The 26,136-nt window shown below is 69.7% G+C and carries 30 protein-coding genes and 1 riboswitch; of the genes, 10 read left to right on the top strand and 20 right to left on the bottom strand.

Translation table 11 applies throughout. The features are described from left to right. The first annotated feature begins 15 nt into the window (after window positions 1-15). Window positions 16-1,281 (top strand): helix-turn-helix domain-containing protein, encoded by a 1,266-nt coding sequence (locus tag AC060K_RS13820; RefSeq protein ID WP_483765968.1) that lies wholly within the window; start codon window positions 16-18, stop codon window positions 1,279-1,281. A gap of 57 nt (window positions 1,282-1,338) precedes the next feature. On the opposite strand, the gene AC060K_RS13815 is transcribed toward AC060K_RS13820, so the two are convergent. Both AC060K_RS13815 and AC060K_RS13810 read right to left on the bottom strand, forming a co-directional pair. Next, window positions 1,339-1,605, bottom strand: a complete 267-nt coding sequence (locus AC060K_RS13815) for a hypothetical protein (RefSeq protein WP_483765967.1) — start codon at window positions 1,603-1,605, stop codon at window positions 1,339-1,341. A 25-nt stretch (window positions 1,606-1,630) separates the two neighbouring features. Further along, window positions 1,631-1,861 carry a hypothetical protein gene (locus AC060K_RS13810; RefSeq protein WP_483765966.1) on the bottom strand — a complete coding sequence of 77 codons (231 nt, stop codon included), beginning with the start codon at window positions 1,859-1,861 and terminating at the stop codon, window positions 1,631-1,633. 190 nt (window positions 1,862-2,051) lie between these two features. Between AC060K_RS13810 and AC060K_RS13805 the strand changes: the two genes are divergently transcribed. Beyond that, window positions 2,052-2,636 carry an HD domain-containing protein gene (locus AC060K_RS13805; RefSeq protein WP_483765965.1) on the top strand — a complete coding sequence of 195 codons (585 nt, stop codon included), beginning with the start codon at window positions 2,052-2,054 and terminating at the stop codon, window positions 2,634-2,636. 146 nt (window positions 2,637-2,782) lie between these two features. Here the strand turns inward: AC060K_RS13805 and AC060K_RS13800 are convergent, their stop codons facing one another. The 4 genes from AC060K_RS13800 to AC060K_RS13785 all read right to left on the bottom strand — a co-directional run bounded on the left by AC060K_RS13800 (window position 2,783) and on the right by AC060K_RS13785 (window position 4,997). Then, complete coding sequence (locus AC060K_RS13800; protein WP_483765964.1) at window positions 2,783-3,376, bottom strand: DUF305 domain-containing protein; 594 nt, start codon at window positions 3,374-3,376, stop codon at window positions 2,783-2,785. A 96-nt stretch (window positions 3,377-3,472) separates the two neighbouring features. Continuing rightward, window positions 3,473-3,874, bottom strand: a complete 402-nt coding sequence (locus AC060K_RS13795; RefSeq protein WP_483765963.1) for a four-helix bundle copper-binding protein — start codon at window positions 3,872-3,874, stop codon at window positions 3,473-3,475. Window positions 3,875-4,066: 192 nt separating this feature from the next. Next, complete coding sequence (locus AC060K_RS13790; protein ID WP_483765962.1) at window positions 4,067-4,213, bottom strand: hypothetical protein; 147 nt, start codon at window positions 4,211-4,213, stop codon at window positions 4,067-4,069. Window positions 4,214-4,313: 100 nt separating this feature from the next. Next, window positions 4,314-4,997 (bottom strand): TetR/AcrR family transcriptional regulator, encoded by a 684-nt coding sequence (locus tag AC060K_RS13785; RefSeq protein ID WP_483765961.1) that lies wholly within the window; start codon window positions 4,995-4,997, stop codon window positions 4,314-4,316. Between the two features lie 103 nt (window positions 4,998-5,100). On the opposite strand from AC060K_RS13785, the gene AC060K_RS13780 reads away from it, so the two are divergent. Next, complete coding sequence (locus tag AC060K_RS13780) at window positions 5,101-5,268, top strand: hypothetical protein (protein WP_483765960.1); 168 nt, start codon at window positions 5,101-5,103, stop codon at window positions 5,266-5,268. 5 nt (window positions 5,269-5,273) lie between these two features. Further along, on the top strand, window positions 5,274-5,774 hold the full coding sequence (locus AC060K_RS13775) for a DUF2269 domain-containing protein (RefSeq protein ID WP_483765959.1): 501 nt from the start codon (window positions 5,274-5,276) through the stop codon (window positions 5,772-5,774). 134 nt (window positions 5,775-5,908) lie between these two features. Here the strand turns inward: AC060K_RS13775 and AC060K_RS13770 are convergent, their stop codons facing one another. Beyond that, a complete protein-coding gene (locus tag AC060K_RS13770) occupies window positions 5,909-6,673 on the bottom strand; it encodes a C40 family peptidase (protein ID WP_483765958.1) in 765 nt (254 codons plus the stop codon). Then, window positions 6,672-6,841, bottom strand: a riboswitch (cyclic di-AMP (ydaO/yuaA leader). (Overlaps the previous gene by 2 nt.) A gap of 321 nt (window positions 6,842-7,162) precedes the next feature. Between AC060K_RS13770 and AC060K_RS13765 the strand changes: the two genes are divergently transcribed. Continuing rightward, window positions 7,163-7,363 carry a heavy-metal-associated domain-containing protein gene (locus tag AC060K_RS13765; protein ID WP_125776170.1) on the top strand — a complete coding sequence of 67 codons (201 nt, stop codon included), beginning with the start codon at window positions 7,163-7,165 and terminating at the stop codon, window positions 7,361-7,363. A 75-nt stretch (window positions 7,364-7,438) separates the two neighbouring features. Here AC060K_RS13765 and AC060K_RS13760 read toward each other — a convergent pair whose 3' ends face one another. Then, window positions 7,439-8,794, bottom strand: coding sequence for a copper resistance CopC/CopD family protein (locus tag AC060K_RS13760; RefSeq protein WP_483765957.1), 1,356 nt, complete (start codon window positions 8,792-8,794; stop codon window positions 7,439-7,441). A gap of 1,190 nt (window positions 8,795-9,984) precedes the next feature. Here AC060K_RS13760 and AC060K_RS13755 point away from each other — a divergent pair. Beyond that, on the top strand, window positions 9,985-10,530 hold the full coding sequence (locus tag AC060K_RS13755; protein WP_483765956.1) for a DUF305 domain-containing protein: 546 nt from the start codon (window positions 9,985-9,987) through the stop codon (window positions 10,528-10,530). Window positions 10,531-10,579: 49 nt separating this feature from the next. On the opposite strand, the gene AC060K_RS13750 is transcribed toward AC060K_RS13755, so the two are convergent. Further along, entirely contained in the window at window positions 10,580-12,745 is a 2,166-nt protein-coding gene (locus AC060K_RS13750) for a heavy metal translocating P-type ATPase (RefSeq protein WP_483765955.1), read from the bottom strand. A gap of 317 nt (window positions 12,746-13,062) precedes the next feature. On the opposite strand from AC060K_RS13750, the gene AC060K_RS13745 reads away from it, so the two are divergent. Further along, window positions 13,063-13,983 (top strand): F510_1955 family glycosylhydrolase, encoded by a 921-nt coding sequence (locus AC060K_RS13745; protein ID WP_483765954.1) that lies wholly within the window; start codon window positions 13,063-13,065, stop codon window positions 13,981-13,983. 66 nt (window positions 13,984-14,049) lie between these two features. On the opposite strand, the gene AC060K_RS13740 is transcribed toward AC060K_RS13745, so the two are convergent. The 3 genes from AC060K_RS13740 to AC060K_RS13730 all read right to left on the bottom strand — a co-directional run bounded on the left by AC060K_RS13740 (window position 14,050) and on the right by AC060K_RS13730 (window position 15,901). After that, window positions 14,050-14,370 carry a C40 family peptidase gene (locus AC060K_RS13740; protein ID WP_483765953.1) on the bottom strand — a complete coding sequence of 107 codons (321 nt, stop codon included), beginning with the start codon at window positions 14,368-14,370 and terminating at the stop codon, window positions 14,050-14,052. A 434-nt stretch (window positions 14,371-14,804) separates the two neighbouring features. After that, window positions 14,805-15,380: a DUF305 domain-containing protein gene (locus AC060K_RS13735; RefSeq protein ID WP_206074513.1), complete on the bottom strand. Its 576-nt coding sequence runs from the start codon at window positions 15,378-15,380 to the stop codon at window positions 14,805-14,807. Window positions 15,381-15,481: 101 nt separating this feature from the next. Further along, window positions 15,482-15,901, bottom strand: coding sequence for a hypothetical protein (locus AC060K_RS13730; protein ID WP_483765952.1), 420 nt, complete (start codon window positions 15,899-15,901; stop codon window positions 15,482-15,484). A 213-nt stretch (window positions 15,902-16,114) separates the two neighbouring features. Here AC060K_RS13730 and AC060K_RS13725 point away from each other — a divergent pair, with 213 nt between their 5' ends. Next, complete coding sequence (locus AC060K_RS13725) at window positions 16,115-17,461, top strand: NsdA family TPR-like regulatory protein (protein WP_483765951.1); 1,347 nt, start codon at window positions 16,115-16,117, stop codon at window positions 17,459-17,461. 173 nt (window positions 17,462-17,634) lie between these two features. Here the strand turns inward: AC060K_RS13725 and AC060K_RS13720 are convergent, their stop codons facing one another. The 3 genes from AC060K_RS13720 to AC060K_RS13710 form a co-directional block, all read right to left on the bottom strand. Beyond that, on the bottom strand, window positions 17,635-18,378 hold the full coding sequence (locus AC060K_RS13720; RefSeq protein WP_483765950.1) for a DsbA family protein: 744 nt from the start codon (window positions 18,376-18,378) through the stop codon (window positions 17,635-17,637). Window positions 18,379-18,469: 91 nt separating this feature from the next. Continuing rightward, window positions 18,470-19,183, bottom strand: a complete 714-nt coding sequence (locus tag AC060K_RS13715; RefSeq protein WP_483765949.1) for a cation efflux transmembrane domain-containing protein — start codon at window positions 19,181-19,183, stop codon at window positions 18,470-18,472. Next, window positions 19,180-19,524, bottom strand: a complete 345-nt coding sequence (locus AC060K_RS13710) for an ArsR/SmtB family transcription factor (protein WP_240644043.1) — start codon at window positions 19,522-19,524, stop codon at window positions 19,180-19,182. Before AC060K_RS13710 ends, AC060K_RS13715 begins: the two co-directional genes overlap by 4 nt. Window positions 19,525-19,572: 48 nt before the next feature. Between AC060K_RS13710 and AC060K_RS13705 the strand changes: the two genes are divergently transcribed. After that, window positions 19,573-20,634, top strand: coding sequence for a flavin-containing monooxygenase (locus tag AC060K_RS13705; RefSeq protein WP_483765982.1), 1,062 nt, complete (start codon window positions 19,573-19,575; stop codon window positions 20,632-20,634). 476 nt (window positions 20,635-21,110) lie between these two features. Here the strand turns inward: AC060K_RS13705 and AC060K_RS13700 are convergent, their stop codons facing one another. Genes AC060K_RS13700 through AC060K_RS13690 form a run of 3 tightly spaced genes read right to left on the bottom strand, consistent with a single transcriptional unit; the run spans window position 21,111 to window position 23,998 of the window. Next, window positions 21,111-22,115, bottom strand: a complete 1,005-nt coding sequence (locus tag AC060K_RS13700; RefSeq protein ID WP_483765948.1) for a hypothetical protein — start codon at window positions 22,113-22,115, stop codon at window positions 21,111-21,113. Then, on the bottom strand, window positions 22,112-22,543 hold the full coding sequence (locus tag AC060K_RS13695; RefSeq protein WP_483765947.1) for a hypothetical protein: 432 nt from the start codon (window positions 22,541-22,543) through the stop codon (window positions 22,112-22,114). The genes AC060K_RS13700 and AC060K_RS13695 overlap by 4 nt, the downstream gene beginning before the upstream one ends. A gap of 9 nt (window positions 22,544-22,552) precedes the next feature. After that, complete coding sequence (locus AC060K_RS13690) at window positions 22,553-23,998, bottom strand: MFS transporter (RefSeq protein WP_483765946.1); 1,446 nt, start codon at window positions 23,996-23,998, stop codon at window positions 22,553-22,555. A 100-nt stretch (window positions 23,999-24,098) separates the two neighbouring features. Here AC060K_RS13690 and AC060K_RS13685 point away from each other — a divergent pair, with 100 nt between their 5' ends. Next, a complete protein-coding gene (locus AC060K_RS13685) occupies window positions 24,099-24,716 on the top strand; it encodes a TetR/AcrR family transcriptional regulator (RefSeq protein ID WP_483765945.1) in 618 nt (205 codons plus the stop codon). Window positions 24,717-24,803: 87 nt separating this feature from the next. On the opposite strand, the gene AC060K_RS13680 is transcribed toward AC060K_RS13685, so the two are convergent. Further along, the gene (locus tag AC060K_RS13680; protein ID WP_483765944.1) at window positions 24,804-25,574 is read right to left on the bottom strand and encodes a formylglycine-generating enzyme family protein; all 771 of its coding nucleotides are present in this window, start codon (window positions 25,572-25,574) and stop codon (window positions 24,804-24,806) included. 34 nt (window positions 25,575-25,608) lie between these two features. Then, entirely contained in the window at window positions 25,609-26,082 is a 474-nt protein-coding gene (locus AC060K_RS13675) for an ArsR/SmtB family transcription factor (protein WP_483765943.1), read from the bottom strand. Window positions 26,083-26,136 lie beyond the last annotated feature (54 nt).

The raw sequence follows: 26,136 nt of genomic DNA, 5'->3' as shown, positions 1-26,136 counted from the left end.
TGTCAGCCCTCGGATATGGGACTGTCGTTACGCTTCAAGCCAACCGGCTCGAACCAGGGAGTAGAAGGCATGTCGCGTTCACAGCCGTTCACAACGGTGGGTGCCCGGCTTCGGCTGGCGCGCGAGGCAGCGGGCCTGAGCCTGGATCAGATGGCCTTGCGAACGCACTACGGCAAGACCACCCTGACGTACTACGAGCGCGGTTTCCGGCCGGTCACGAGCGAGGTCATCGCGCAGTACGAGGAAGCCCTCGGTACTCCGATCGACCTGGACTCGGTCGCGACGCTGGAGTACGTCGGACGTGCAGACGTCGACCGCCGTAGCTTCATCCGTGGAGCGGCATACACCGTCGGCCTGAGTGCGCTGGCGCTGGCCAACGGGGAGGATCTAGCGCGCATCATGGCGCAGTCCGGCGGCTCGGTGGCCGGCGTCAGGACCGTGGAGGCGATCCGTCGCGTGACTGACTCCTTCATCGTGGCTGACGAGACGCTGGGCGGGGGTGCCATGCGTACGGCGGTGGCCGAGTTCTTGGCCTCCGACGTAGCGACCGTCCTGCGGGGCAGGTTCGCCTCCGAGGCGGTCCGGGGCCAGGCGTTCTCAGCGGCGGCCGAGGTCGCCTACCTCGCCGGATGGAAGGCTCACGACAGCGGGCTCGACGGTCTCGCCCAGCGGTACTACCTCTGCGCCCGGAACCTGGCACGCGAGTCCGGCGATGCGGGGCACGAGGCGTTCATCCTGCGCATCCTCGCTCTCCAGGGCTGCGACCTCGGGCAGCGGGTCTACTCGGTGCGCCTCGCGGAGGCGAGCCTGGCCCGGGCCAAGGAGGGGGCGGTGGACGAGGACACTGAAGCGCTCTTCCACGTTGCCGTGGCCCGCTGTCAGGCCGAGACCGGAGACACCTCGGGGGCGGCGCGGACCATGTCGCGTGCGCCGAGGCTCTTGTCCGAGCGGACCGAGAACGCCCCCCGATGGGCGGCGCAGTGGTGCTCGAACAAGGCCACTCTCCTGAACCAGGCGGCGAAGACGTTCACGGCCATGGGCGACGCCAAGGAGTCCGTGCAGTTTCTCGCGGAGGTCACCGGCCAATGGGACCCCAACAGCAAGGCCCGCATCTGGGCGCTGTCGATGGCCGAGCTCGGACACGCCCAGTGGGACGTTGGCGACGCCGCAAGCGCTACCCGGACGTGGAGCGAAGCCCTGCCGGTGCTCCAACGGCTTGACTCCGACCGGACGTCGAAGGCGGCGGCGGCGATCAACCTGGCCATGGTCGGCGGGAAGTGAAAAGACCTCCCGCAACCCTCTCAGGCTACGGGGGCGTCCTCGTTGGTGCGTCGGGGGCTATAGCGGCTTGCTGAGGTCTACGGGTTCGCCCGCAGGCTCTGCCTCGGCTCGTAGGGCCACGGTTGCTACCGTCGTTTGGATGCTGTCTCCGTCCCAGGAGACGTTCGACAGATGGGTCTCGCCTTCGTATCCGAGGTCGAGCGCGTACACGCCTTTCTGTCCGCTCCACGCGTGCTCGACGCGCTGCCCGACGGTGAATCTCGGCACCGGGCCACCCAACAAGCTGCGGCGGTCCGCGTGGCGCTTCTTGCCCCCGCTGTTCATGGCGGAAACGGTATCGTCCCTGCTCCTAGCCCGTCGGGTCCTCCGTCGTGGCCGGTGGTGTCAGGCTGATAACGAACGGGTCGGCGGTGGTGCCTGTGCCAGTGACGGCGATCCCGTCTCCGGCGGTGAGGAGTCCGGTCGCGGTCCGGGGAGCGGGAGCCCACTGCCAGCGGGAGGCGATCGGCTCGGAGGCGTGCTCGGTCCCGGCCCAGGAGTAGCGGTACTCGGGGTGTCCGGTGAGTCGCCCCGGAACCACGGGCCGTGCATGCCTCCGTGCTCCATCAAGGCGCCTGCGGCGGCGATGGCTTCCCCGACTGCCTGTCTCGACGCATCGACAGGGGTCCAGGACGCCATCCATGATGGCGTGGACCAGCGTGCCCACCGTGAGTTGTCCGATGTGTACTTCGCCATCCGACTCGCCGGGCGATGACCAAGGAGGCACCCGCATGACCGACCACGTGACCGACCCGGAAGCTGCGAGCGTCGCGAACTTCGCCCACGAGATGGGCGTGCTCAAGCGTCTGCGTCGTGCCGGGTGGTGGCAGGCCGGTGTGCGGGACCCTGAGTCGGTCGCCGAGCATAGTCTCCGTGTGGCCCAGCTCGCCGCCCTCATCGCCGCCGAGGAGGGCGCCGACCCCGCGCGCGCCGCGTATCTCGGTCTGTGGCACGACTCGCAGGAGACCCGGATCACCGACCTCCCGCACTCGGCTCGTCCCTACCTCGGCAAGGCGAACAATGAGACCATCACCCGCGACCAGGTCGCCTGCCTGCCCGACGCCGCCGCCAAGACCGTCAGCGAAGCCGTCATCGAGTACGAGGCGCAGGAGACCCTGGAAGCCCTGTGCGCCAAGGACGCCGACAAGCTCGAATGCCTCCTCCAGGCCCTGGAGTACCGGGCCGCCGGGCACCAGTACGTCCAGAAGTGGATCGACAGCTCGCGGGCCGGACTCGGCACCACCTTCGCCGCGCGCGTCGCCGACGCCGCCCTGACGGGGAGCCCCATGGCGTGGCACGACCAGGCCCAGCCCTGACCAGCCGCTGCGCCAGTGCCTGCTTCTCGTCTTCGTCGAGCGTCACGGGCTCGATGGTCTCGGTCATCCTGCCTGCTTCCCGCCAAGCCTGCGCTCGGCGTGTCAGGCCGAGACCCACCCCCCCTTAATCAGACAGACCTGTAGTACTAGTTGCCGGGACACTGGCGTTGGGCGGGCTGGTCGAAGTCCGGGACCGCTCGTTCCTGCGCCTGCTGGGACGTCGTGACGACGCCGTTGGCCTCGATGTCCTGGATGAGCCAGTCCATCTCGCGGATCTCGCGCCGCTGCGCTTCGCTGATCTCGACGGCGAGCTCGCACACGCGCACGTCCTGGATGCCGGCGCGCTCGGACCGGGTGATGGCCAGGGAGTGGTGGGGGATCATCGCGCGCATGAACGCGGTGTCGTCGACGGTGGCCTGGGTGCGGTCCAGGACCGTGCCTCCGGCCAGGAGGAGGACGCTGGCGACGACCACGGCGATGTTGGCCTTGGTGTTCTTGTACATGTTCAGCATCCAGGCCAGCATGACGAGCCCCATGGTGCCGCCCATGGTGATGGCCATGAAGATGCGGCTTTGGCTGAAGCGCACGTGGTCCCACTGCCACGAGCCGATGAACATCACCCAGTACATGACCACCATGGCCGTCAGAAGCATGGCCGCGAAGCGAAGGTACATCTTCGTGGAGTGCGAGGCACCCCGGTCGTGGCCGTGCTCGTGCTTGCGCTCGTCCTGGTTCTCCATGGCCACCGTTTCCGCCCTCTCGGTCTGACTGCGCGTTTGATGGATCGGCCCGGGAGCGTGAACTGAGTGGTCCCGGGCCGTGTTGCTCGGTCCTTCTCAGGTGAGCGCGGCGAGCAGCTCCTGGCACGCGGCCTCGCACTGGCGGCAGCACTCGGCGCACACGGCGCAGTGCTGGTGCATGCCGGCGTGCTGCTGGCACTCGTCGCCGCAGGCGCGACACGCAACGATGCACGCCCCGAGCTGGGCGCGGGTGATGTTTGCGTCGTAGCCGGTGTGGCGGGACAGCACGCGAGCGGTGGTGGCGCAGACGTCGGCGCAGTCGAGGTTCGTGCGGATGCACTTGCGCAGGTCGGCGACCATATCCTCGCTCAGGCACGCGTCGGCGCATGCGGTGCACGCCTGCGAGCACTCGACCAACGTGTCGATCACCCGGGCCAGGATCTGGCGGTCGACGTTCATCGTGGCGGGGTAGGTCTCGAGCATCTCGGCGGTCTTCATGATTCCTCCAGCATCGACGGGGTCGCGCGACCGTTCCGGTCGTGGGCATGCCCACTCGACGCTAGGAGCGAAGACCGGTGCTCGCACCACGTCTGGGCCGTCGGCCAGTACAACGACCCGTATATCGTGGCCTCGCCTGCGGTTACGACGTCGCCGCCGTCCTGCACGGAAACCGAGCACGCCACCACCGGCTCAGCAACCCACCGGCCACGCCTGGTCGCCGTGCTGGTCGCCGAAGCTCTCGGGCCGGTTCCGGGCGACCTCCGCGAAGCCCTCCACGCCCGCGCCGAACTCATCGAACAACGCGCCCATGACCTCGCCCGCCAGGAGGGACGCCATGCGCGCGGCGGGTCGCGGTGCGTGGCCTGGCGGGCGGTCTCACGCGGGTCATGCGCAGCACCGTGCCACACGAACCATACGTGCAGGTCAAAACCGCGCGCTACTCGTCCTTGCCGACGCGTCTGGGCAACTGTTGGCGGTCACCATGGTTGCGTTGAGGCTCGTGATGAGTCGGGGTCGTTGCGCTCGGTTTGCCGTCCCGGGCCTGCGGTGAGTATGCGAGTCCGTCCAGAACCACGCACGTGAATGCGGCAACCCCGGCGAGGTCCTTGGCACTGCTGGACGATTCCAGGGCCCGGCGGCAGTACTCAGCGAGGTCGTCCGGGTCGAGGTCTGTGCGGACAAGGCCCTCGGCCGCGGCCTGCGCGATGAGGCCGGCGAACACGCTGTGTAGACGACGCTCAGCATCCGCGACCTCGGGGCCGCGATGAACGAGCGGGCTGACATCGGCGGACGAGTGCTTTCCGCGGTGGAAGCAGATCGACGCGTAGGTGGTGGCGACGGCCACAAGCCGAGCGCCCGTCGGCTCCGCTGCATCGCACAGGTCCTCGAGGGTCCGGAGGTGGTCCTCGACGTGCCGCGTATGGTGCGCCACGAGGATCGACTCGATGTCTGCGAAGTACTTGTAGAGGGTCGCGCGACCGATCCCAGCAGCCTTTGCCACCTGCGACATGGTCAGCGAGAACGGGCCTTGTTCTTCGGCCAGACGCCAGGCCGCCTCCGTGATGGCGTCCCGCACTGATCGGCGATGGCCGTCGATCGATTCCTCCCACAGCTTCGGCATCAGCCAATAGTACGGCTCGTCGTCGTCGTGACACTCTGACAGTAGCCAATACACTTTGTATACAGGATCTGATCTGCCCGGCAGCTGACACGAGGAGACGACCATGACGGAGAACACATCGGACGCGGCGCCCGGCAAGCCTCGAGAGCCCCATCCGGGGCTGCCCCGCTGGGTCAAGTTGCTGGCGATAGGCGCTGCGACAGCAGCTGTCGCGCTCGTGCTGGTCATGCTGCTCGTGGGCGGCGAGCACGGCCCTGGTGTGCACGGCTGATGCCGATGTCTCCGGCGATCCGGAAACTGATGCTGACGGTTCACATCGCCAGCTCAGTGGGCTGGCTCGGCGCCATCGTCGCCTACATCGCCCTGAACGTGCCCATCTATGCAAGTGACGACCAGCAGATCGTGCGGGCTGCGTACGTGATGATGGAACCAGTGTTGCGGTATGCGTTGATCCCGCTCGCCGCGATAGCGCTCGTGACCGGGATGGTCCAGGCCCTCGGTACACCCTGGGGATTGTTGCGACACTACTGGGTGGTGATCAGCCTGGTACTGACGGCCTTCGCGTTCGTGATCCTGGTGCTCCACCTGCCCGCGGTCGAGGCGATCGCCGCAGTCGCGGCGGACCCCGCCGGCGATGTCGACCAGCTCGGCGGGGATCTGTTCCACGCGGTCGGTGGGATGGTCGTGCTGCTCGTCCCGTTGGCTCTCAACATCTACAAGCCGCGCGGGATGACGCGGTACGGCTGGCGCCGCGCTCAGCGACCTCCTGCTGGATGACGTGTAGCGAGTGAGTCATGACCGCTCTAGCAGCCCACACGCCGGTGCGCCTGGTCCACAAGGGACCGGGCGCACCGGGATGTCACCCTGGAGTTCAGACTGTCGACGGGGTGTCGAGGCCTGCGGAGCAGGGCTCAGCCGACGCGGATGAAGGTCGGGCTGTCCTGCCAGAGCCTGCTGTAGCGCACGGTCTGACCTGGGACGGGGGCCTCGATCTGCATGCCGTCACCGGCGTAGATGGCGATGTGGCCGGGGCTCCAGATCAGGTCGCCGGGCTGTGCCTCGGCGCGCGAGACCACGGTGCCGGCGTAGCGCTGCTGCGACGAGGTGCGGGGCAGGGTGATGCCGACCTTGGCGTAGACGTACGAGGTGAAGCCGGAGCAGTCGAACCCGGCGGGGGTCGAGCCGCCCCAGAGGTACGGCACTCCGAGGTACTGCATGCCGATGGCGACAACGTCCGAGTTGGTGCCGGCGCGGACGGGTGCGGCCTCCTCCGGGGCGTCCGCCGCCGCGACGGGGGTACGCGTCTCGGTGCGCGAGGCGACCTCGACGACGGGCTCCGGCTCGGGGGCCGGCTCCGGCTCCGGCGCCGGGGTCACGGCGATCGTGCCGGTCTCGACGATGAACTCGGTGTTGGCGGCGACCGTCACCACAGGGGCTGAGGCCAGCGACTGGCGGGCGTCCGCGGTCAGCGCGTGGAAGTCGACGGTCGACACGGTTCGGTCGTTCGCGTTCGCGGGGGCGCTGAACATCCCCATGATCAGGCCGGAGCCGGCGGCGACGACAGCGCCCCGGCGGGCGGCGGCGCCGACGCTGCGCGCAGCGGCGCGCGACAGGGGGGTCAGCGGGGTGATGGGGCTACGGGCAGCACGATGGCGCCCGGGCGAGCATGAGGTCACGTCGGTTCTCCTACCGCCTGCGAGGTGAGCTGTCGGGTTCGGGTCGGAGACAGACCCGGCCGCACTCCTACCTGTGCGGCTTCACCCCAAGGACACCGGTGGTGCCCACTTGCATGGGTCCCCCGTCCCTGTCATCTGGTCGTACGAACCTGGGGGCGGTGACAGGGCTCGGCGTCCGCCTCGGGCGCCCGCGGATTCTCCGCGAGGTGGATCGACCGTAACCCAGGATCGCCGAGATGTCACAGTCAGGTCACGACCCCCTAGTCCCGCTCTTGCGACGTGACCGAAGTATCCGGCTTGTGCATGGCCCGAGCCCAGACATACCCGGCGGGGGTATCCTCAGTGCAGCCCAAGGTGCTCCCGGGGACGCCGCTCCATATGTCCAGCCGACCTGAGCGGGCCCGCGGCGCAGCTGAACCACCGTCCGGCACCACGGGCGTTCACGAGGCAGTCGCCGACCAGGCGCCGCCGCATACGAGAGGACGCAATATGAGCACCACGACGTACTCGGTCCAGGGAATGACGTGTGGCGGCTGCGCCGCCAAGGTCACCGGCGTCGTCAAGCAGGTCGACGGAGTCGAGGACACGTCGGTCGACCTCGCGGCCGGCACCGTCACGGTGGTTGGCCCCGGCGCCGACCACGACGCCGTCCGTGCGGCCATCACCCAGCTCGGCTACCAGGTCGCCTGAGCCGCCGAGGGAGCACCGCCGCCGTCGGCGAAGTCGTGACTCGCCGACGGCGGCCGTACGGGCCCGCGACCACCGTCATGCAGTGGTCGCCGCACCCACGAGCCAACCAGTGATCAGCACGACAGCCACCATGAGTGCGGTTTCGGGTGTAGCGCTGCGGTGCAGAGCCTCCCCGGAAGGGCGTCCGTGCCGGCGTCCGTTGGTCGCGCTCAAGAGCGGCAGCGTGTGGAAGTGGTTGTAGGCGCCGATGAGGCCGACCACAGCCACGACCGCGACCTTGGCGAGCAGAGCAAGTCCCCAGTCCGTCTCCCACAGCTGGGGCACACGGTCGAGGATTGTCGCCGTGAGAAGGACGCCGGCTATGCCGACGACCGCAAGGGAGGCTCCAGCGATCACCGAGAACCTGGCAGCTATCAGCCCGACGTCGAGGTGTCGTCCTTCCTGCTGTCGGCGGCGGAGGATCACGGTGAGCATGACCACACCTCCGAGCCAGGTCGCCGCACCCGCCAGGTGGGCGACGTCGGCGGTCAGAACGAGCCAGCGTGGATCTGCGGTGTTGCTATGACCGTCGAGGACGATGCCTGCGGCGGCCAGGACGACGCCGACCATGGCGACGGCCGAGGTGCGCAGGCTGCGGCGAGCTCCGGCCAGGACGGCGAAGGCTCCGGCCGCTTGCAGCCCGATCACCCAACCTGTCGAGCCCGTGAGCGAGTCGGCGACGGCGGACGGCGAGACGGCGGCCGTGGTGCCACCGTGGGCGAGCGTCATCGCCCGAGAGGCGACACGCAGGATCAGCCCGACCAGGATCACCGCACCGGTCCAGCGCACGGTGGAGAGCGCGACGGGGATGTCCTCCGCGTCGCGTCCGCGCAGAACGAGACCGGCGAACGCTAGGCCGCCTGCTGCAACGAGCCACCCCCAGAGCGTCGCCGCGTTGCCGGACCTCCCTACCGCATCGATGAAGGGCGGCACGGGGTGATCCTGCATCGACGCCATGGTGTGTCCCGAGTGCGACGTCGAAGGGCTGTCGTTGGAGCCGCCCGCCGTGGCTGTCGGTTCGCCGACGGTGAAAGCCAGGCGCCCTTCGATCGTGTGACCGTCCTGCGCCGCGACGGACCAGACCACGGTGTAGCTGCCGTCAGCCAATGGCGTGCCCGGCGTAGCGACGACGAGGACGCCGTCCTGGGCTTGGGTGACTTCGGTCTCGATGGTGCCTTCGGGTCCGGCGATCTCGACCGCCTCGCCGATGGGGGTCACTGGGAGCGTGAAGGTCAGGGTCACGGTGGCGACCGGTCCCGTCGACGTCGACCCGTCCGCAGGATCGGACGAGGACAGCTTCGTATGGGCAAAAGCAGGCGTGGCGCAGCAGATCGTCAGAGCGGTCGCCACGAGCAGAGTGCGGACGAGTCTCAGCGCGAGGGTACTTGGCATGGCCGAGCGGCCTTCCGTCTCGTAGTGATGAACACACAGCGGCATCCCCGCGGGACGGCGAACCAGGCGCTGTCGGGGTGGTCCGCGGCGTCACTACGTGCGGCTGATCCCCAGGGCGTCCAACGACGGTTCACACCGCGCCCTTGTTGACGTCCCCACCGGACAACAGACCTGGACGAGCCGGGGCAGGACCCGGCCGGGGGCACCGCCGGGCGGGCGGGCCGGGGACAAGGGGCCGGCCGTCAGTGCCATCAGGCACGTCACCGTCGACTCGTGGCACTCGCAAGCCTGAATGCAATGCCCTGACCCGTCCCCGCGGAGCTGCGAGAGCGGTTCGATCACCGGTCCCCGCGGGGCCTGAACGCGTTCTGGCAGATCGACGGCTCCTGGCGAAGCGGACGAAACCGATGCGTGCCCGGCCATGGCGTGCATGGAGACTGCACCTGCGACCACGACGGCGACGATGAGCGCGCGGATGATTCCTCGCTGCGGTGCGGGGAGGAATGATCGAAGCGCGGTCAGTGTCGGCATGTCGTGCGCAGCGTAGCCGTTGCACTGTCACTAGGCCGGTACGGCCGGGTGGTGCCGAGAACCCGCTAGTATCACCGGCGACGACAGATGGAAAAGGGCGAGCGGGTGACATCGAGGCGGGCGCACATCCACGGAACCTGGCCTATGGCCGGCACGGTGCAATCGCACCGTGCCGCTCTCGTGGCACTGGTTGCGTGCCTGGTCCTCGGTGTGATCGTCATGCATGCGATGAACGGTTCGTCGCACCACAGCGCACCGGCTCCGGCGCATCCTGCACCTGTCGCCTCCACCATCCAGCCCCTGGTGCTCCCGCCGGAGACGGCAGAGGCCCACCCGGTCCCCAGCCAATGGTGCGACGACGGCTGTAGCGCGGACTCCCTGCTGACGGCGATGTGCCTGATGATTCTCGTCACGGTCGTCCGGGGGGCGTGCCTGCACCGCCGACCGCTTCCGTGGGGCGTCCCCACCCTCGCCCGGGGCACGCTCGTGCCGCCGGTCTCTCCTCGGCTCGCACTCGTCGCAGGGCCGTCCCTGATCGCCCTCGGGATCAGCCGGACGTAGGAGTCCGCCGCCTGCCGGTGCCCCTCTGACGCATCGGCAGTTGCAGCGCGCCCACCGACTGGGCGGTGACCTACGACGTACTACCGAGAGGCAATTCCATGAAGCGCATTTTCGCGTCCCTCATCTCGTTCACAACCGTGCTGGGGCTGGCCGCCTGCGGCGCGTCCGCAGACACGGGCGGGTCCGGCGAGTTCAACGACGCAGACGTGATGTTCGCTCAGATGATGATCCCCCACCACGAGCAGGCGATCGAGATGTCGGACCTGGTCGGGAGCAAGTCAGGGCTGGACCCGGAGATTGCGGCCCTGGCCGAGCAGGTCAAGGCCGCGCAGGCACCGGAGATCGACAAGCTCAACGCCTGGCTCGAGGAGTGGGGCGCCGCCGCCGGGGACATGGACGGCATGGACCATGGCATGGACGGCATGATGAACGAGGACGACCTGAAGGCCCTTGCCGACGCCGACGGCGCCACGGCAGGCGACCTGTTCCTCGAGCAGATGATCGACCACCACGAGGGCGCGGTGGACATGGCCGAGACGGAGGTCGCCGACGGCGCCAACGCCGAGGCGATCGCGATGGCGGAGTCGATCATCGAGAGCCAGACGGCCGAGATCGAGAAGATGCAAAGCCTCCTGACCAAGTGACCTGCGTGGAGCCCGGCCGCCTCAGGCGGCCGGGACCGTCCACGAATGCCTAGGCCTGCCCTCTCCAGTGTCCCGGCCGCAGGTCGAGCCGCCGCAAGAGCTGGGCATTCAGGGCGACCACGACAGTGGAGAGTGACATCAGGACCGCGCCGACGGACATGGGCATCACGAACCCGATCGGCGCCAGGACCCCCGCAGCGAGTGGCACCGAGATGAGGTTGTACCCGGCCGCCCACCAGAGGTTCTGCTTCATCTTGCGATAGCTGGCGCGCGACAGCTCGATGACCGACAGGACGGATCGAGGGTCGTCGCTGGCAAGGATGACTCCGGCTGAGGCGATGGCTACATCGGTTCCGGCGCCGATCGCGATGCCGACGTCCGCCTGTGCCAGCGCCGGAGCGTCATTGACGCCGTCGCCCACCATGGCGACCTTCCGGCCCTCGTGCTGGAGTTGCACCACTTTGGCGGACTTGTCCTCGGGCCGCACACCCGCGAAGTAGCGGTCGACGCCGAGCTCGTCGGCGACGGCGCGTGCGACCGCCTCCGCGTCACCGGTGATCATGACGACGCCGATGCCAAGGTCATGGAGGGCGCGGACGGCGTCTCTGGACTCTGTGCGGACTTCGTCGGCCAGCTTGACGGCGCCGATCACGTCGCCGTCACGCAGCACGTGCAGGATGATGGCTCCGTCCCGCCGCCACTCGTCCGCAACGGGGAGCTCAGTCCTGCCCGTCTGTTCCAGCAGGCGAGGACCGCCCACCCGGATCTGGTGGCCGTCCACCGTCGCGGTGACCCCGACTGCGGGTGACGAGGAGAAGTTGTCGGCGCTCGGGACGTTGACGCCACGTTCGTGGGCGGCGCGGACAATTGCCCGGGCAAGCGGATGCTCGCTGTCTGACTCGGCAGCGGCGGCAAGGGCGATCAGCGCGTCGTCGTCAAGGTCCGGCTCCCGGTGCGTGGCGATGACCACGGGCTCGCCCTTGGTCAGCGTGCCCGTCTTGTCGAAGAGCACGGTGTCCACCGTGCGCATGGTCTCGAGCGCAAGCCGGTCCTTCACAAGGACACCCCCACGTGCAGCCCGCTCGGTGGCGATCGACACGACGAGGGGGATCGCGAGCCCGAGAGCGTGCGGGCAAGCGATGACCAATACCGTGACGGTGCGGACGACGGCCGCGTCGGGCAACCCCACAAGGGCCCAGACGAGCGCCGTGACCGCCGCTGTGATCAACGCGAACCAGAACAGCCAGCCAGCCGCGACGTCCGCCAGGCGCTGCGCGCGGGAGGAGGAGCCCTGGGCTTCGGTCACAAGTCGCTGGATACCCGCAAGGGCTGTGTCGTCCCCGATTGCGGTCACCTCGATCCGCAGTCCGGAGTCGGTGGCGACGGTCCCGGCGGTGACCGGCTCCCCGGGGCCGCGGGACACGGTGCGCGACTCGCCGGTGACCATCGACTCGTCCATCTCGGCACGTCCGTCGACGACGCGACCGTCAGCGGGGACGCTTCCGCCGGGACGGACGACGACGACGTCGCCGACCCGGAGGTCGGCAGGCGCGATCTTGACGATCTGTCCAGCGTCGACCCGCTCTGCCTCGTCGGGCAGGAGCGCAGCGAGAGAATCCAGGGCTGAGGTGGTCTGGGCAAGGGACCGCATCTCGATCCAATGGCCGAGCAGCATGATGACGATCAGGAGTGCCAGCTCCCACCAGAAGTCGAGCTGGTGATCGAGCAGTCCGACGCTGGCACCGAGCGAGGCGAGGAACGCAACGGTGATAGCGAGCCCGATCAGGAGCATCATTCCTGGTCTGCGGGAACGAAGCTCTCCGAGCGCGCCCTTGAGGAAGGGCCATCCACCCCAGAAGTACATGACCGTGCCAAGTAGGGGTGAGACGGCACCCAGCCACGGGCTGTCTGGCAGTTTGTAGCCCACGATCATCGCGAACATGCCGGAGAACGCGACCACGGGAACCGCGGAGGCGAGCATGATCCAGAACAGCCGCCGGAACTGCTCGACGTGCCCCCCGTGGTCGCCGTGGTCATGAGTGATGGAGGCCCTGTGGCCGCTGTGGCTCGCGCCGGTGTCGTGCCCATCAGGACGTGCATCTGAGGCCACGCCGTGCTGATGCCCGACATCATGCTCGTGCCGGTGTGGCTCGGTCGAGCTCGTGTGCCCGTTTGTCGCGGCGTGCTGTGCGTGGTGGTCGTGCGACTCGTTCATGATGTCGCTCCAGGGTCGACTCTCGATGCGTGTGCGCTGGCTTGGCGTGGTGTCCGCCGACCGGAGACCGGCGGGCACCACGCGGTGGTTGCCGCTACGCCGTACGGGCCTACTTGACTCGGTCGGCGTCGAAGGCGGACCACGGGTGTCGCAGCCGAGCACTGGCTGACGTTCATGAGCCACTCCCTCGAATCATACCCCCCCGGGGTACCGGTTTGACGGCTAATGTATACCCGTCCGGGGTATGCTCGTCAAGCGGTGACAGCTTGTGCGCCCGTCACCGCGCCCATGCCGCCGATCGCCCCAGGAACTCGCCGATGAACATCACTGACAAGCGCTTTCGCCTTGCTGCCCTGACCGCAGGGCTGCTGCTGCTGGGGTCCTGCAGCGGATCGGGGGATGGAGGTCCGGCGGTCGATCGGCCGGTGGACGGCTTCAGCCACATCCACGCCCTGGCGTCCGACCCCGAAGGCGAGGCGGTGCTGGCGGCCACCCACGCAGGTGTCTGGCGCCTGCCGAAACCAGGCGTCCGGACGGACGACCGGGGCCCAAGCCTCGTAGGGGCTGGGCTCCAGGACACGATGGGCATGACGGCGTCCCCTGACGGCGGGCTCTACGCCTCCGGCCACCCCGCTCCCGGCGACCAGGCCGATCTGCCAGCGCCCAACCTCGGACTGCTGCGAAGCGACGACGGAGCCGAGACATGGCAGAGCGTCTCTCTACTCGGCCAGGTCGACTTCCATGCGTTGGACGCCGCCCCGCTCGGTGAGGGCGTGCGGATCGTCGGCCTCGACTCAGGGACCTCGACAGTGCTGGTCAGCGACGACCAGGGGGCGAGCTGGTCTGCTGGCGCGACGCTCGGTGCCATCGACCTGCTCATGAACAGGCAGGAGCCTGACATCATCCTGGCAACCACACAGGACGGCCTCCACGTCAGCGACGACGCGGGTTATACGTTCGCGCCGGTCATTGACGCGCCCTCTTTGCTGTTCGTCGACCCTGGTCCCGGCGGTACGCTCGTCGGGATCGACGCCTCCGGGCTGGTGTGGACCGGATCGGAGGTCTTCGACAGCTGGAAGCGCCACGGCATGGCGCCCGGCAAGCCGCAAGCGATGGCCTATCTCGCCGACGACCCCGATGGATCGGCCGGCTGGCTCCTGGTGGCCGGCGAAGCTGGAGTGAGTGCGACCAGCGACCTTGGTGCCACGTGGGAGGACGTGGCCACGGCAAGCCACTGACGAACGATGTGGCGGCAGGGCCTGACGTACGGGCCGGGGCCGCGGGACGACCCCGGCCCGTAAGCGTCAGCCGACTCGGATGAACGTCGGGCTGGACTGCCAGATCCGGCTGTACCGCACGGTGGACCCCGGTACCGGTGCCTCGATCTGCATTCCGTCACCGACGTAGATCGCGATATGCCCTGGGCTCCAGATGAGATCTCCCGGCTGGGCTGCAGAGCGGGAGACGACAGTACCGGCGTAGCGCTGCTGCGACGACGTGCGTGGCAGGTCGATCCCCACCTGCGCGTAGACGTAGGACGTGAAACCGGAGCAGTCGAACCCCGCGGGTGTGGACCCTCCCCACAGGTAGGGCACCCCCAGGTAGCGGTACGCGATGGACACCACGGACGATCCTGAGGTGAACGCCGGAGCATCACGCACGGTGGTCCGGGAAGCGGTGGAGCTTCGTTGCACCACGGGCGCGGGCTCCGGCTCTGGTGCAGGAGTGACTGCCACAGCAGCCTGCTCCACGACCAGTTGGGCGTCGGGCGCGACAGTGACAACGGGCGCAGCACGAAGGGACTCGCGGGCTGCGTTGGCCAGAGCGTTGAGGTCGACGGTCGACAACCGCTGGGCCCCTACCTCGGCCGAGGTCTCGGCTCCAGCGGGGGAGGCCAGAGTCGACAGCAGCACCCCAGAGGCGGCCACAACAACAGCCCCCCGCCGGGCGGACCCCTCCAGTCCCTGGGCTACCGTGCGGACAGCGACCATTGCGGCCGTGCCCGGACGGCGTGCCGCCCGGTGCCGGCCCCAGCCGAGGCTGGCGCTTGTCTGGAAGCTCACATCGCCTCCAGAAGTCGCTGCATCGTCAGGATGTCGCTAGCCCGGCTCTCGACGATCCAGCGAGCCAGGAACACTGCGTCAGTGTCGACTCCTTCGGTGCGCTCTGTCTTAGCCATCTCGATCGCACGGTTGTGGTGGGCGATCATCTGGTCAAGAAAGAGACGTGACGCATCGACGCCGTCAGCTGCCACCAGGGCGGCGCTCGCCGCGCCCTCCTGCGTCGCGACTTCGGGTGAGGAAGCGCCCCACTCGATCAGCCAGTCGGTGAGCTGGGTGGCTTCCGGTTCGTGGACTGCCTTCACCTTGAGGGCGAAGTCAGTCACCTCTGCGGCGATGCCGTCCTTGGCCAAGATGACGTCGGTCATGGCGACGGCTTGTTCGTGATGAGCAAGCATCTGCTGCGCGAACGTGACGTCGGCGCTGGAGAACTCGACGGTGTCGGAAGTGTCAGCCGAGATCGGCGAGCTTGCCGATGAGGGCTGCGCCTCACCCGTAGTGGGTATCTCCGCGCATGCGGTCAATACCAGTGCTGCGATCGGTATCAGAGCAGCGGCAATCGCTACTTTGGACATGGGAATTGCCTTTCAGTCGGTGGGACGTCATCCGTCCACAGGCCCGTCGGGGACGTGCCTGCAAGAGCGCCGATGCCGATGGCACCAGCAGCGGGGGACGTCTATGTCCGACTGATTCCCAAAGCGTCCAGGGAGGGGCGCGCGCCCGCGGCGCGTAGTGCCGGCAAGGGGGTAGCCGTAAGCCAGCTGGCGAGCCAGGGCACACGGACAGCGGCTCCGGGCAGGGAGAAGATGAGCAGCATCGTCAGAACGATCATGCACATCGCGCCCGTGACGTCGTGTCCGTCAGCGTGGCAGCCGTCACATGGCGGGTGCGGCACCTCGGTCATGCCCCCCAACGACTCGGCGCCGACCGCCTCGTGCGCGACAACCTCAAGGACGGCGATCGGACCGGCATGTGCCATGGGTGATCCACTCATCGCGTGCATCAGAACGACGCCCAGGGCCAGCGCCAGCACGCCGAGCGCTACGGCGATTCCTCGCCGTGGCGCGCGGACAAATGCGTGCAGCGCGCGAACCATGGCTGGGAGACTACCTCACGAGTCACAGAGCCCTGGAGGGTCGACGTCGCCGTGGTGGATACAGGTCTCCTGGCCCTGCGGCAACAGTGTACGAGACCGGGTCAACGCCAATGAGCTAACCGCGTCCGGGCGTGGGAGGCCAGTCCGGGTAGGCGCGAGGGTGTTCCTCCAGCCGGTGTTGAGTGTCACTTCCGAACCGCAGGAAGGCCGGACATGCCGAACGAGAAGCTCGCGTCCTGGCTCGCCAGGACGGGGATGAGCCGTGGCGAGCTGGCGCGGCGTGTCAAGGCCAAGGCGACGGCGTGGAACGAACCGCACATCGCAACGAGCACGACACGTGTCCGGTTCTGGCTCGAGGGCCAGATGCCACGTCAGCCGTTGCCGGACATCATCGCGGCGGTGTTTTCCGACTGTGCTGGGTTCCGCGTCACGACGTACGACCTAGGATTCGGCGAGAGCAACAGCGCCGAGCGTGGCCTGGTCTACAACGCGTCGTTCGCTGACGCGGTCGAGACGGTTTCAGACCTGGGGAGGGCAGACGTGGATCGTCGAACCTTCATCGCGGGCGTGCCGTTCGCGGTGCTCGCGGGCGTCGGCCCTTCACGCGACTGGCTCGTGAACGTCCTGGACCAGACCGTGGAGACCGGCCCACGTGTCCGGCTTGAGGACGTCACCGCGGTGCGCAACATGTTCGCGGAGTTCCAGCGGATGGACGTCCTGCAAGGCGGCGGGTCGGGCCGACTGGTCCTGGCGGAGTACATGACCATGCACGTCTACCCGCTGCTCCGGCGGGCCTACAGCGCTCAGGTCCGGCAGGCGCTGTGCGAAGCCGCCGCAGAGCAGACCTACCTGCTCGGCTGGATGGCCTACGACAACGGCGAGCACGGCGTCGCCCAGAGATACCTCATCCAGTCCCTGCGCCTGGCAGAGGAGTCGGGCAACACCGCACTCGGATCGCACATCCTCGCCGGCATGGCGGACCAAGCCACCCTCCTGGGAGACCCCGACGAGGGACGCCGCCTCGCTCAGGCAGGACGCGTCGCACTGTCACGCGTCGAGGCCCCCGCGTGCCTGGCAGATCTCTGGTGCCTGGAAGGCCGCGCCCTTGCCCTCCTCGGAGACGCAAAGGGCGCCGCTCACGCCGTCGTCGAGTCGGAGAAGGCATACACCCGAGTACGGCCCGAGGCCGAACCCGAGTGGGCCACCTTCATCGACCCGGCCTACCTCCACGGCGAGCACGCCAACACGTTCCGAGACCTCGGCGACCCGACCGCCGCAGCCGAGCACGCCCGGAAGTCGATCGAGCACGCCAAGAGCCAGAACCGCGCCCGCCGCGGCGCGATGTCCTACGCCGCTCTCGCTGCCTCCCACGTCCAGCGCAACGACCTCGAAGCTGCGCACGCCGCCGGGATCCGGACCCTCAACCTCACCAAGCAAGTCAAGTCCTCCCGCGCGGTTGAAGCCGTCCACGACATCCAACGACGCATGCGCACCCTGGGCGCCCACCGGCTGGTCGCCGACTTCAACGAACGCGTGAGGGACCTGGTCGCCACTGAGTGACTGACGCACCATCCGGCAACTTATTCGCCGGCGTAGTCCCGCAAGGCCGACCTGGTCATCTGCGGGACATCCGGGGTGTGCTGCTGCTCGTGGTCCTCGTGGTCCTCGTGGTCCTCGTGGTGAGCCGGGCCGTCGTGCTGGCGCCGCGGGGGGGGAGGGGCGCCCCTCGGTGCTCACTCTTCCAGCGCGGCCTGGACGGCTTCGGCGAGGTGGGCCGGGCTGGTGACTTCCAGCCGTTCGCCGTCGAGGAAGAACGTGGGAGTGCTGGACACGCCGAGGGCTCGTCCTTCGTCGAAGTCGGCTTGGACGCGGGCGGTGGTGGCCGGGTCGGCGACGGCGGCGTCGTAGGCGTCCATGTCCAGTCCGAGGTCCTGGGCGAAGTCGCGGAACACGTGGGCCTTGGACTCCTGTGCCTCGCCCCACTCGGTCTGGGTCTGGTACATCCGCTGGTACATGGGCTTGAGCTGGCCCTGGGCGGCGGCGGCCTCGACGGCCACGGCGGCGTTGGTGGAGTTGGTGTGCCCGGGGAGCGGGAAGTAGCGCATGACGAGGGTGAGCTCGTCGGCGTGCTCCTCGCGCAGCTGTTCGACCGTGGGGTAGTAGGCGCGGCATGCTTCGCACTCCAGGTCCAGGAACTCGACCAGGACGGCCTTCTCGTTGGTCGCCTGGTTCAGGACGTGGCTGTTCTCGCGCACGACCTGCGCGTCGGACGCCGGTGTGTCGGGTTCGGAAGACAGGATCGCCGAGACCAGCAGGCCGAGCAGGACCAGCACGCCGACGACCAGCGCGAGCTGGAGCAGGCGCCGAGCCGTGGGGCCCCGTCCAGCGGGACGCTTCGGAGTGGGGCCCTTGCTGGCAGGGCGCCGGGGTGCCGGGCCCTTGGCAGTCGGTCGAGGGGTCGGACGGCTGGCGGGCATGGAATTCCTCTACACGGTGCGAACGTCTCGGAGCAGGACAGGTCGGGCTCGGGAGTCCCACGGCAGTGTGGCACGCGCGGGACGGGAGCTGTCAGGCCGACGGGTGGGGCGTGCAGCAGCCGTCGGCGCAGCCGCCCGCCGGGTCGGCGTCGGTGGAGACCAGGGCGCTGACGGGCGTGCAGCAGGCGTCGCCCTTCCATGCCTCGATGCCTTCCTTGACCGCGACGGCCGCGATGACGAGCGCGGCCAGCGGGTCGGCCCAGGTCCAGCCGAGGGTGGAGTTGAGCAGCAGCCCGACCAGGAGGACCGCGGACAGGTAGGTGCAGAGCATCGTCTGCTTGGAGTCCGCCACGGCTGACGCGGACCCGAGCTCGCGGCCGGTGCGTCGTTCGAACCAGGAAAGCAGTGGCATGACGACCAGGCTTACCGCCGCGAGCACGATCCCGACGGTGGAGTGGTCCGGCTCGGACGCCCCGAGCAGGGTGCGGGCGGCGTCGACCGTGACGAACAGCGCCAGGGCGAAGAACGAGAACGCGATCACCCGCAGGGCCACACGCTCACGCCGGTGCGGGTCGGGGGCGGCGAACTGCCAGGCGACCGCGGCGGCGGACAGGACCTCGACGATGGAGTCGAGGCCGAAGCCGACCAGGGCGGCCGATGAGGCGATGCGCCCGGCGGTGATGGCGACGACCGCCTCGACGACGTTGTAGGCGATGGTCGCCGCGACGATCCACCGCACGCGGCGCTGCAGCACGGCACGGCGGTCGGGGGCCGGAGGGCGCGGTCCGAGGGTGATGCTGGTCATGAGCAGGTGCACCCCTCCGGTGAGCAGCACGTGGGGTCGACGGTCACGACGAGGCGGAGCAGGTCGTCCAGCGCCGGGGACAGGTGCGGGTCGGCCAGCCGGTACCAGGTCCGTCGCCCGTCCGGGACGGCCTCGACCAGCCCGCAGCCGCGCAGGCACGCCAGCTGGTTGGACATCACCTGCCGGGAGACTCCCAGGGCGTCGGCGAGGTCGGACGGGAACGCGGGCGCCTCGCGCAGGGTCAGCATGATCCGCGCCCGGGTCTCGTCAGACAGCGCGTGCCCCAGCCGCGCCAGCGCCGCGGTGTGCGTCAGCGTCACCTTCTGACTCGTTGTCTCCACGCGAGGGACAGTACACGATTGCGTGTACTGTCCGTCGTCGTGGACGATATGGGGAAGCGGGACGTGGTGGTCGTCGGCGCGGGGCAGGCCGGGCTCGCCCTGGGCTACTACCTGACCCGCGCGGGCCTGGACGTGCTGATCCTGGAGCGTGCCGACCGGGTCGGGACCAGCTGGGCACGCCGCTGGGACTCGTTGCGGCTGTTCACCCCGGCCCGCTACGACGCCCTGCCCGGCGCGGTGTTCCCCGGCCCGCCGTGGTCCTATCCGGGCAAGGACGACGTGGCCCGCTACCTCGCCGGCTACGCGGCCCGGTTCTCCCTGCCCGTGCTCACCGGTGCCGAGGCCACCGCGCTGGACCGGAGCGGGGACGCGTTCGACGTCCGGCTGACCGACGGGCGGGTGGTCGCCGCCCGTCAGGTCGTCGTCGTTACCGGAGCGTTCGGCACCCCGTGGATACCCACCTTCGCCGCAGGCTTGGACCCGCACGTGCTCCAGGTCCACACCGACGACTACCGCAACCCGGCACAGGTCCCGCCCGGCCCTGTCGTCGTGGTCGGCGGGGGCAACTCCGGCATCCAGATCGCGCTCGAGCTCGCCCGGACCGGCCGTGACGTCCACCTGTCCGGGGGCGCGCGCCCGCGCGTGCTGCCGCAACGCCCAGCCGGTCGGGACCTGTTCTGGTGGCTGACCATCACCGGCGCGATCGTCGCCCCGGCGACCTCGCACCTCGGGGCGCGCCTACGCGCGAACGAACCCGTCATCGGTACCACCAGAGTCCGGCTGCGCCGCGCGGGAGTGACGTTCCGGCCCCGCACGACAGCCGCCCGGGCAAACACCCTCACGTTCGCCGACGGGACCGACGCCAGGGCCGCGTCCGTCGTCTGGGCCACCGGCTACCGCCACGACGACCGCTGGATCACTATCCCCGGCGCGCTCGACACCACCGGCGCACTCATCGTGGACGACGCGACCACACCCGTGCCCGGCCTGTACGCACTCGGCCGCCCCTGGCAACGCAGCCGAGGCTCAGCACTCCTCGGCTACGTCCGCCACGACGCACAGCGCCTGGCGGCCACGATCACTGCCGAGGCGAGACTGGAACGCTGGTGAGTGCGTTGTGTCGCTACCGGCTGTCCCGCCGAGACGGCCAGCGGCCGACAGTCGGATCCGGATGGGCTCGCCAGATGACCCGGAGAGGCCGAGATTGCGAACGAGTTCGTGCCACGGATGTGCCACGGATTAGGCCTCGTGCCACGCGTGTGCCACGCACAGAACGGACACGAACGGGCCGGGTTGCGCATCGTTGCGCACCGGTGCCAGACTCATCAGCGAGCCTCACGAACGGCAGGATTCCAACGATTCTGCTGGTCGCGGGCCCGTCATCAGATCTTGAACCACACGGTCCGGAAGGAGCGCGCGGGACTCAGAACTCCCAGAGAAGGTCGGGGGTTCGAATCCCCCTAGCTCCACACTTGAAAACCCCGTCTGACCAGGCCAAATAGCCCGGATCAGACGGGGTTTTCGCATTGCTCAGGGGGCGCCTTCGTCGCGATTCGGCCCCCCGGCGGCCGGCCCTCCCACGGGCGTCACCGCACGGGCATCGACGACGCCGTCCCCGCCGAGATCCCCTCGGTCTTGAGGGCCGGAACGATGGCGTCCAGCCCGAGCAGCTCGTGCGCGGCCCACACGCCGGGGTCGGCGGCGAGAACCGGACCGACCGACAGAGACACCATGGCTGCCGTGGCGACGGCCTGGTCGGTGCCCGAGGCCCAGGCGACCGTCGCGCCGTCGTGCACGACGACGACCACCCACCGGTCGCGCGACCGGTTGAGCCGGGCGAGCGGCCCGCTGAGGCGGTCCAGGTGCCGGGCGATGCCCGGTGCTGCGCCGGCGAGTCGCAGCACCGACGTGGCGAGGGGCGGGTCGAGCCCGAGCCAGCTCGTCACCTCCCGTCCGCTGGTCCGGGAGAGCTGCACCTGCTCGCCGAAGGCCGCGCGAAGCAGCGTCCGACGGCCCAGGCCCGGCAGGTGGAACCGGCGCGCGGCCCGGTAGACCACCTGAGACGTGTCGCTGCCCATCCGGTCGCCGGCCGTCCGCCAGATCCAGTCGCGCCCGGCTGCACCCGGCTCCGCGCCGACGCCCGCCACGATGCCGATCTGCAGCGGTCCGGTGCCAGGGACGGCGTCGGCCAGGACGTTGGTCAGCCCCGGCGCGAGCCCCGTGCCTGCGAGCACCGGCGCCGCGGGCCTCAGCCTGGCCAGCGCACGGAGGTAGGCGTCGTCGGCGCTGAGGTCCACGAACGCGGCACCGGCATCTGTGACGAGCTCAGCGAGCTCCGGTGACTCGACACCGGTCGCGTTGACGACGACGTCGTGCCTCCGGGCGATGCCGCGCATCGCCTCCGCCTCGCCGACGCCGGCCACCTCGTGCGCGTCCGCGAGCGTGCCGAGCAGGCGCTGCCCGTCGCGGCCGACTGCCGTGGTGACGGAACCGCGGCGCGCGGCCGCGGCCAGGACGTGCCGGCCGACAGACCCGTAGGCGCCGAGCACCGCAACCCGGGCGCCGACGCTCCGGTACACGTAGCCGTTCATGGTGCGCTCCCTTCGTCCGTCCGGGCGCCCGCAGCGCCGCTCGCCTGCCACGCCTGGCGCGTGAACCCGTCGCCTAGGCCGGGGGCGACCACGACCGGGACCCCGGCCTCGGCGTTCGCCTCCAGGGCCCGGCGGACCAGCGGGCCCGGCTCGCCGTACACCTGGATCCGGATGGTCCGGGTCAGAGCCAGCCCCTCCTGGATCAACGGTCCGGCGAGCTGCATGTGGCGCTCCGCGGAGGCCGCGTCGCGGTGGACCTGGACGAGGGACAGCTCGGAGCGGCTGTCGTCGAGGTAGGCGTAGTGCGCGAGCAGGTCGCCTTCCAGGGCGCGGACGTGGTTCGTGTACCGCGTGGTGAGGGCGTCGAGGTCGGGCCGGCGCTCGCGGTCGACGCTGTGAGTGGTGATGTAGAGGAACGGGTGGGACATGGTGACTCCTCAGTGGTGCGGGTGGGCGTGGGCGTGAGGGTTGCCGTGCAACGGTGCATGGGCGGCCGAAGGGACCAGCCGGACCGCGACGACCGCTGCGAGGGCGGCCGCCACAGCTGCGAGGGTCAGGGCGCCGGTGAAGGCACCTGGCTCGGGCGACGCGCTGGTGAGTGCGGTGGCCGCCGCCGTGGCGACAGCCGCGACGCCGAGCGCGCCGCCGAGCTCGTGGAACGTCGTGACGACGGCGGCCCGCAGGCCTGCGTCGTCGGGCTCCGCCCCGGTCAGCGCGGCGGTAAAGGCGGTGACGAAGGTGGCGCCGATGCCGAGGGCCGCCACGGTGAGTCCTGCGACGAGGGCGGCGGAGACCGGGAGGGCTGCCGCGAGGGCCTCTCCTGCGGCGGCCAGGGCCAGGCCTGTCCCGGCGACTGATCTGGCCGAGAAGCGTCCGAGCAGCCGCCCGGCGGCGTGCGAGCCGACGAGGGTGGCAAGCGCGACAGGGAGGAACAGCAGCCCGGTCTGGAGCGCCCCCAGGTCGTGCGCGCGCTGCAGTGCGAACGACCCGAGGAAGAACCCGCCGACCATGAGTCCGGTGGTCACCACCATGAGGAACGCCCCAGCAGCGACGGGGCCTCGGCGCAGGAGGCTGACCCGCAGCAGCGGTGCGGGCGACGAACGCTCGGCGAGCGCGAACAGCGTCCATCCCACGAACCCGCCAGCCAGTGGAAGGAGGGTGGCGGGCGCAGCCCAGCCGTCGCTGCCGGCGTTGATCAGCCCGTAGATCACGCCGGCCGTGCCAGCGGTGACCAGCAGGGCTCCGGGAACGTCGGGCCGCGAGGCGGTGCGTCCCGGGGGAGGAGCCGGAACCAGCAGCGGGATGGCGACAAGCACGAGGACGCCGATGGGGACGTTGATCGCGAAGATCCACTGCCAGCCGACGGTCGAGGTGAGCAGCCCGCCGAGAGCCACTCCGAGGGCGGCCGCGCCGCTGCTGACCGCGCCCCAGACGCCGAGCGCCCGGGTCCTGCGGGCGCCGGTGAAGGCGGCGGTGACGAGCGCCAGGGCTGCTGGCGAGACGAGCGCTGCGCCGATCCCCTGGACCACTCGGCCACCGATCAAGGTCGTCGCGCTGCCGGACAGCGCACAGACGACGGAGGCGGCCGTGAAGATGCTCAGGCCGATCATCAGGGTGCGGCGGGCGCCGAAGTGGTCGGCCAGCCGACCGCCCAGCAGCATGAGGCCGCCGAACGCCACGATGTAGGCGGTCACCACCCACGGCACTATGCCCGGGCTGAGGTCCAGTGCGGCACCGATGGCAGGCAGCGCGACGTTCACCACCGTGACGTCGAGGACGAGCATCATCTGTGCGGTCGCCAGCAGGGACAGGACGAGCAGCGGCCGGCGTGGTGGCCGGGCGGTGTCCTCCGTCCGGCCTGGAGCGGGCGTCGTCGTGGTCATCAGGGTCCTCCTGTCTCGATTAACTTGAACATGCGTGTTCGAGTTAATCGAGACGATAGCATAAGGTGTACACGTGCGTTCAAGATCGGAGTTCGCCCCCATGACCACACCAGCTCGCACCAGCGACGACCCGCGGCCCGCCCGCTCCCGTGCGCCCCGAGCCGATGCGCAGCGCAACGTCGCCGCGATCCTCGACGCAGCCAGGGAGTGCCTCGTGCGCGACCCGGAGGTGACGGTCGCGGAGATCGCCCGTCGCGCAGGCGTCGGGCGGGTCACGCTCTACGGGCACTTCCCCACGCGGGCCGACCTGGTGGACGCGGTGTTCCAGCAGGTCAGCGAGGAGGCGTCCGCCGTGCTGGACGCCGTCGACACCGGCGGCGAACCGGCCGACGCGCTGACCCGCCTCGTCGAGTCGACGTGGCGGCTCGTCCACCCGACGAGCGCGCTGCTCGTCGCCGCGGAACGCGAGCTCTCCCCGGAGCGCATCCGAGGGCACCACGGCGCCCACCTGGCACGCATGAGGGCTGTGGTCCGCCGCGGACGGGAGACCGGCGCCTTCCGGACCGACCTGCCCGAGCAGTGGCTCGTCACCACGGCATACGCCCTGATGCACGCGGCCGCCGAGGAGGTCCAGGCCGGCCGCCTGGACCCGGACGAGGCCGGCGGGGCCGTGGTGCAGACCTTGCTCGCCGCGTACACCCCGCGGGCGGGTGGGTAGGCCGACCGAAGTCCTGACCGACGCCGTCCTCGGCGTCGAGCGATGCGTGCGAGCGGGCGTGCACGGCAACCGCTCCCGAGACGCGCCCTACGTGTGGCGCAGCGGCGTCCACCCGAAGGGCACCGGGCCGCTGATCGCTGCCCGCTCGCGGTCAGCCCGGCGGGACCAGCCCTGCGCAGCATGATCGTCAGCGTTCCCTGTTGCGCCCTCCGCCAGACGGAACCCGACGTCGTCGAGCCGCGCTCCGGGCATGCTTCCGCGACGGACGGAGGCTCGGGTGCTCCAGTGCCTGTCTGCCCAGCCTCCGCCGCGCAGGGTCCGGTAGTCCGCGTAGCGGGCAGGGTCGGAGTAGTCCCAGCACCACTCCCACACGTTCCCGAGCATGTCGTACAGGCCGAAGTCGTTGGGCCGCTTGAGCCCGACGGGCTGCGGACCCTCCACGTCGTCGGCCTCGGTCCAGGCGACGTCGGGCAGCGGACCGTAGGTGGGACCGCTCGTACCTGCCCTGCACGACCACTCCCACTCGGCTTCTGTCGGCAGGCGGAAGCCTTCAGCGCTCACGTCCCAGGCGACCGTCGTCCCGTCGATCACGTATGCCGGGGTGAGGTCGAACCCGCGGGAAGCCTCGTTGCACCACTCGACCGCGTCCAGCCACGAGACGGAGTGGACAGGTGAGTCAGGGTTCTCACCGTCGGGGACGGGAGTTCCGCGGACGGCCGAGTAGAGCTCCCAGGTCACCGCATCTCGCGCGAGGGAGAAGCTGCGCAGCTCGACGTGCCGGGTCGTCCTCGTCCTCGCGTCCCGCAAGCTCATTGATCCGGCGGGAACCCGGACTGTCTCGGGACGGGGAACACGCACCCCTCAAGCCTACGGTGGGGCCGCCGCGGCGCGGTCAGCGCCGGTAGAGGCTCACGAGGAGGCCGTACCGGGCCTCCCGCTCGGTCCCGGTGGGCAGGTCCTCCAGAAGGCGGCCGAGGTGCTGGGCGAGGGCGTCCGCCTGCTGCGGAGTGAGGTGGACGGTGCGGTGGTGGAGGAGCGGGTCCGTGGACCGGACGATCTCCTCGGTGACCGACGTGAGCATGGCCCGGGTCGCGTCCTCGTCGTCGGCGACGACGAGCCGGTCGGCGGTGCGGACGTAGTACTGCTCGGTCCCGCCGCGCACGGTGCGCGTCCGGTCCTTGCGGACCAGGCCGACGTCGGCCAGGACGCGCAGGTGGTGCGCGACGTTGCCCTTGTTGACGCCGAGGAGGTTCGTGAGCTGGCTGACCGTCATTCCCTCGTGGCGCAGCTCGCGCCAGATCCGGTGCCGCAGCGGGTGCGCGAACGCGCGTACCTGGTCGGAGGTCGCCGTCTCGGTGCGGGTCACGGTGCCAAGCGTCAAGAGTCGTGGACGCGGCGTCAAGAGGTCCGCTGAAGTCCT

Source organism: Antribacter sp. NEAU-D49, from assembly GCF_057158775.1.
The sequence above is the reverse complement of the archived record's forward strand: the minus strand, read 5'-3'. Positions and strand labels throughout refer to the sequence as shown.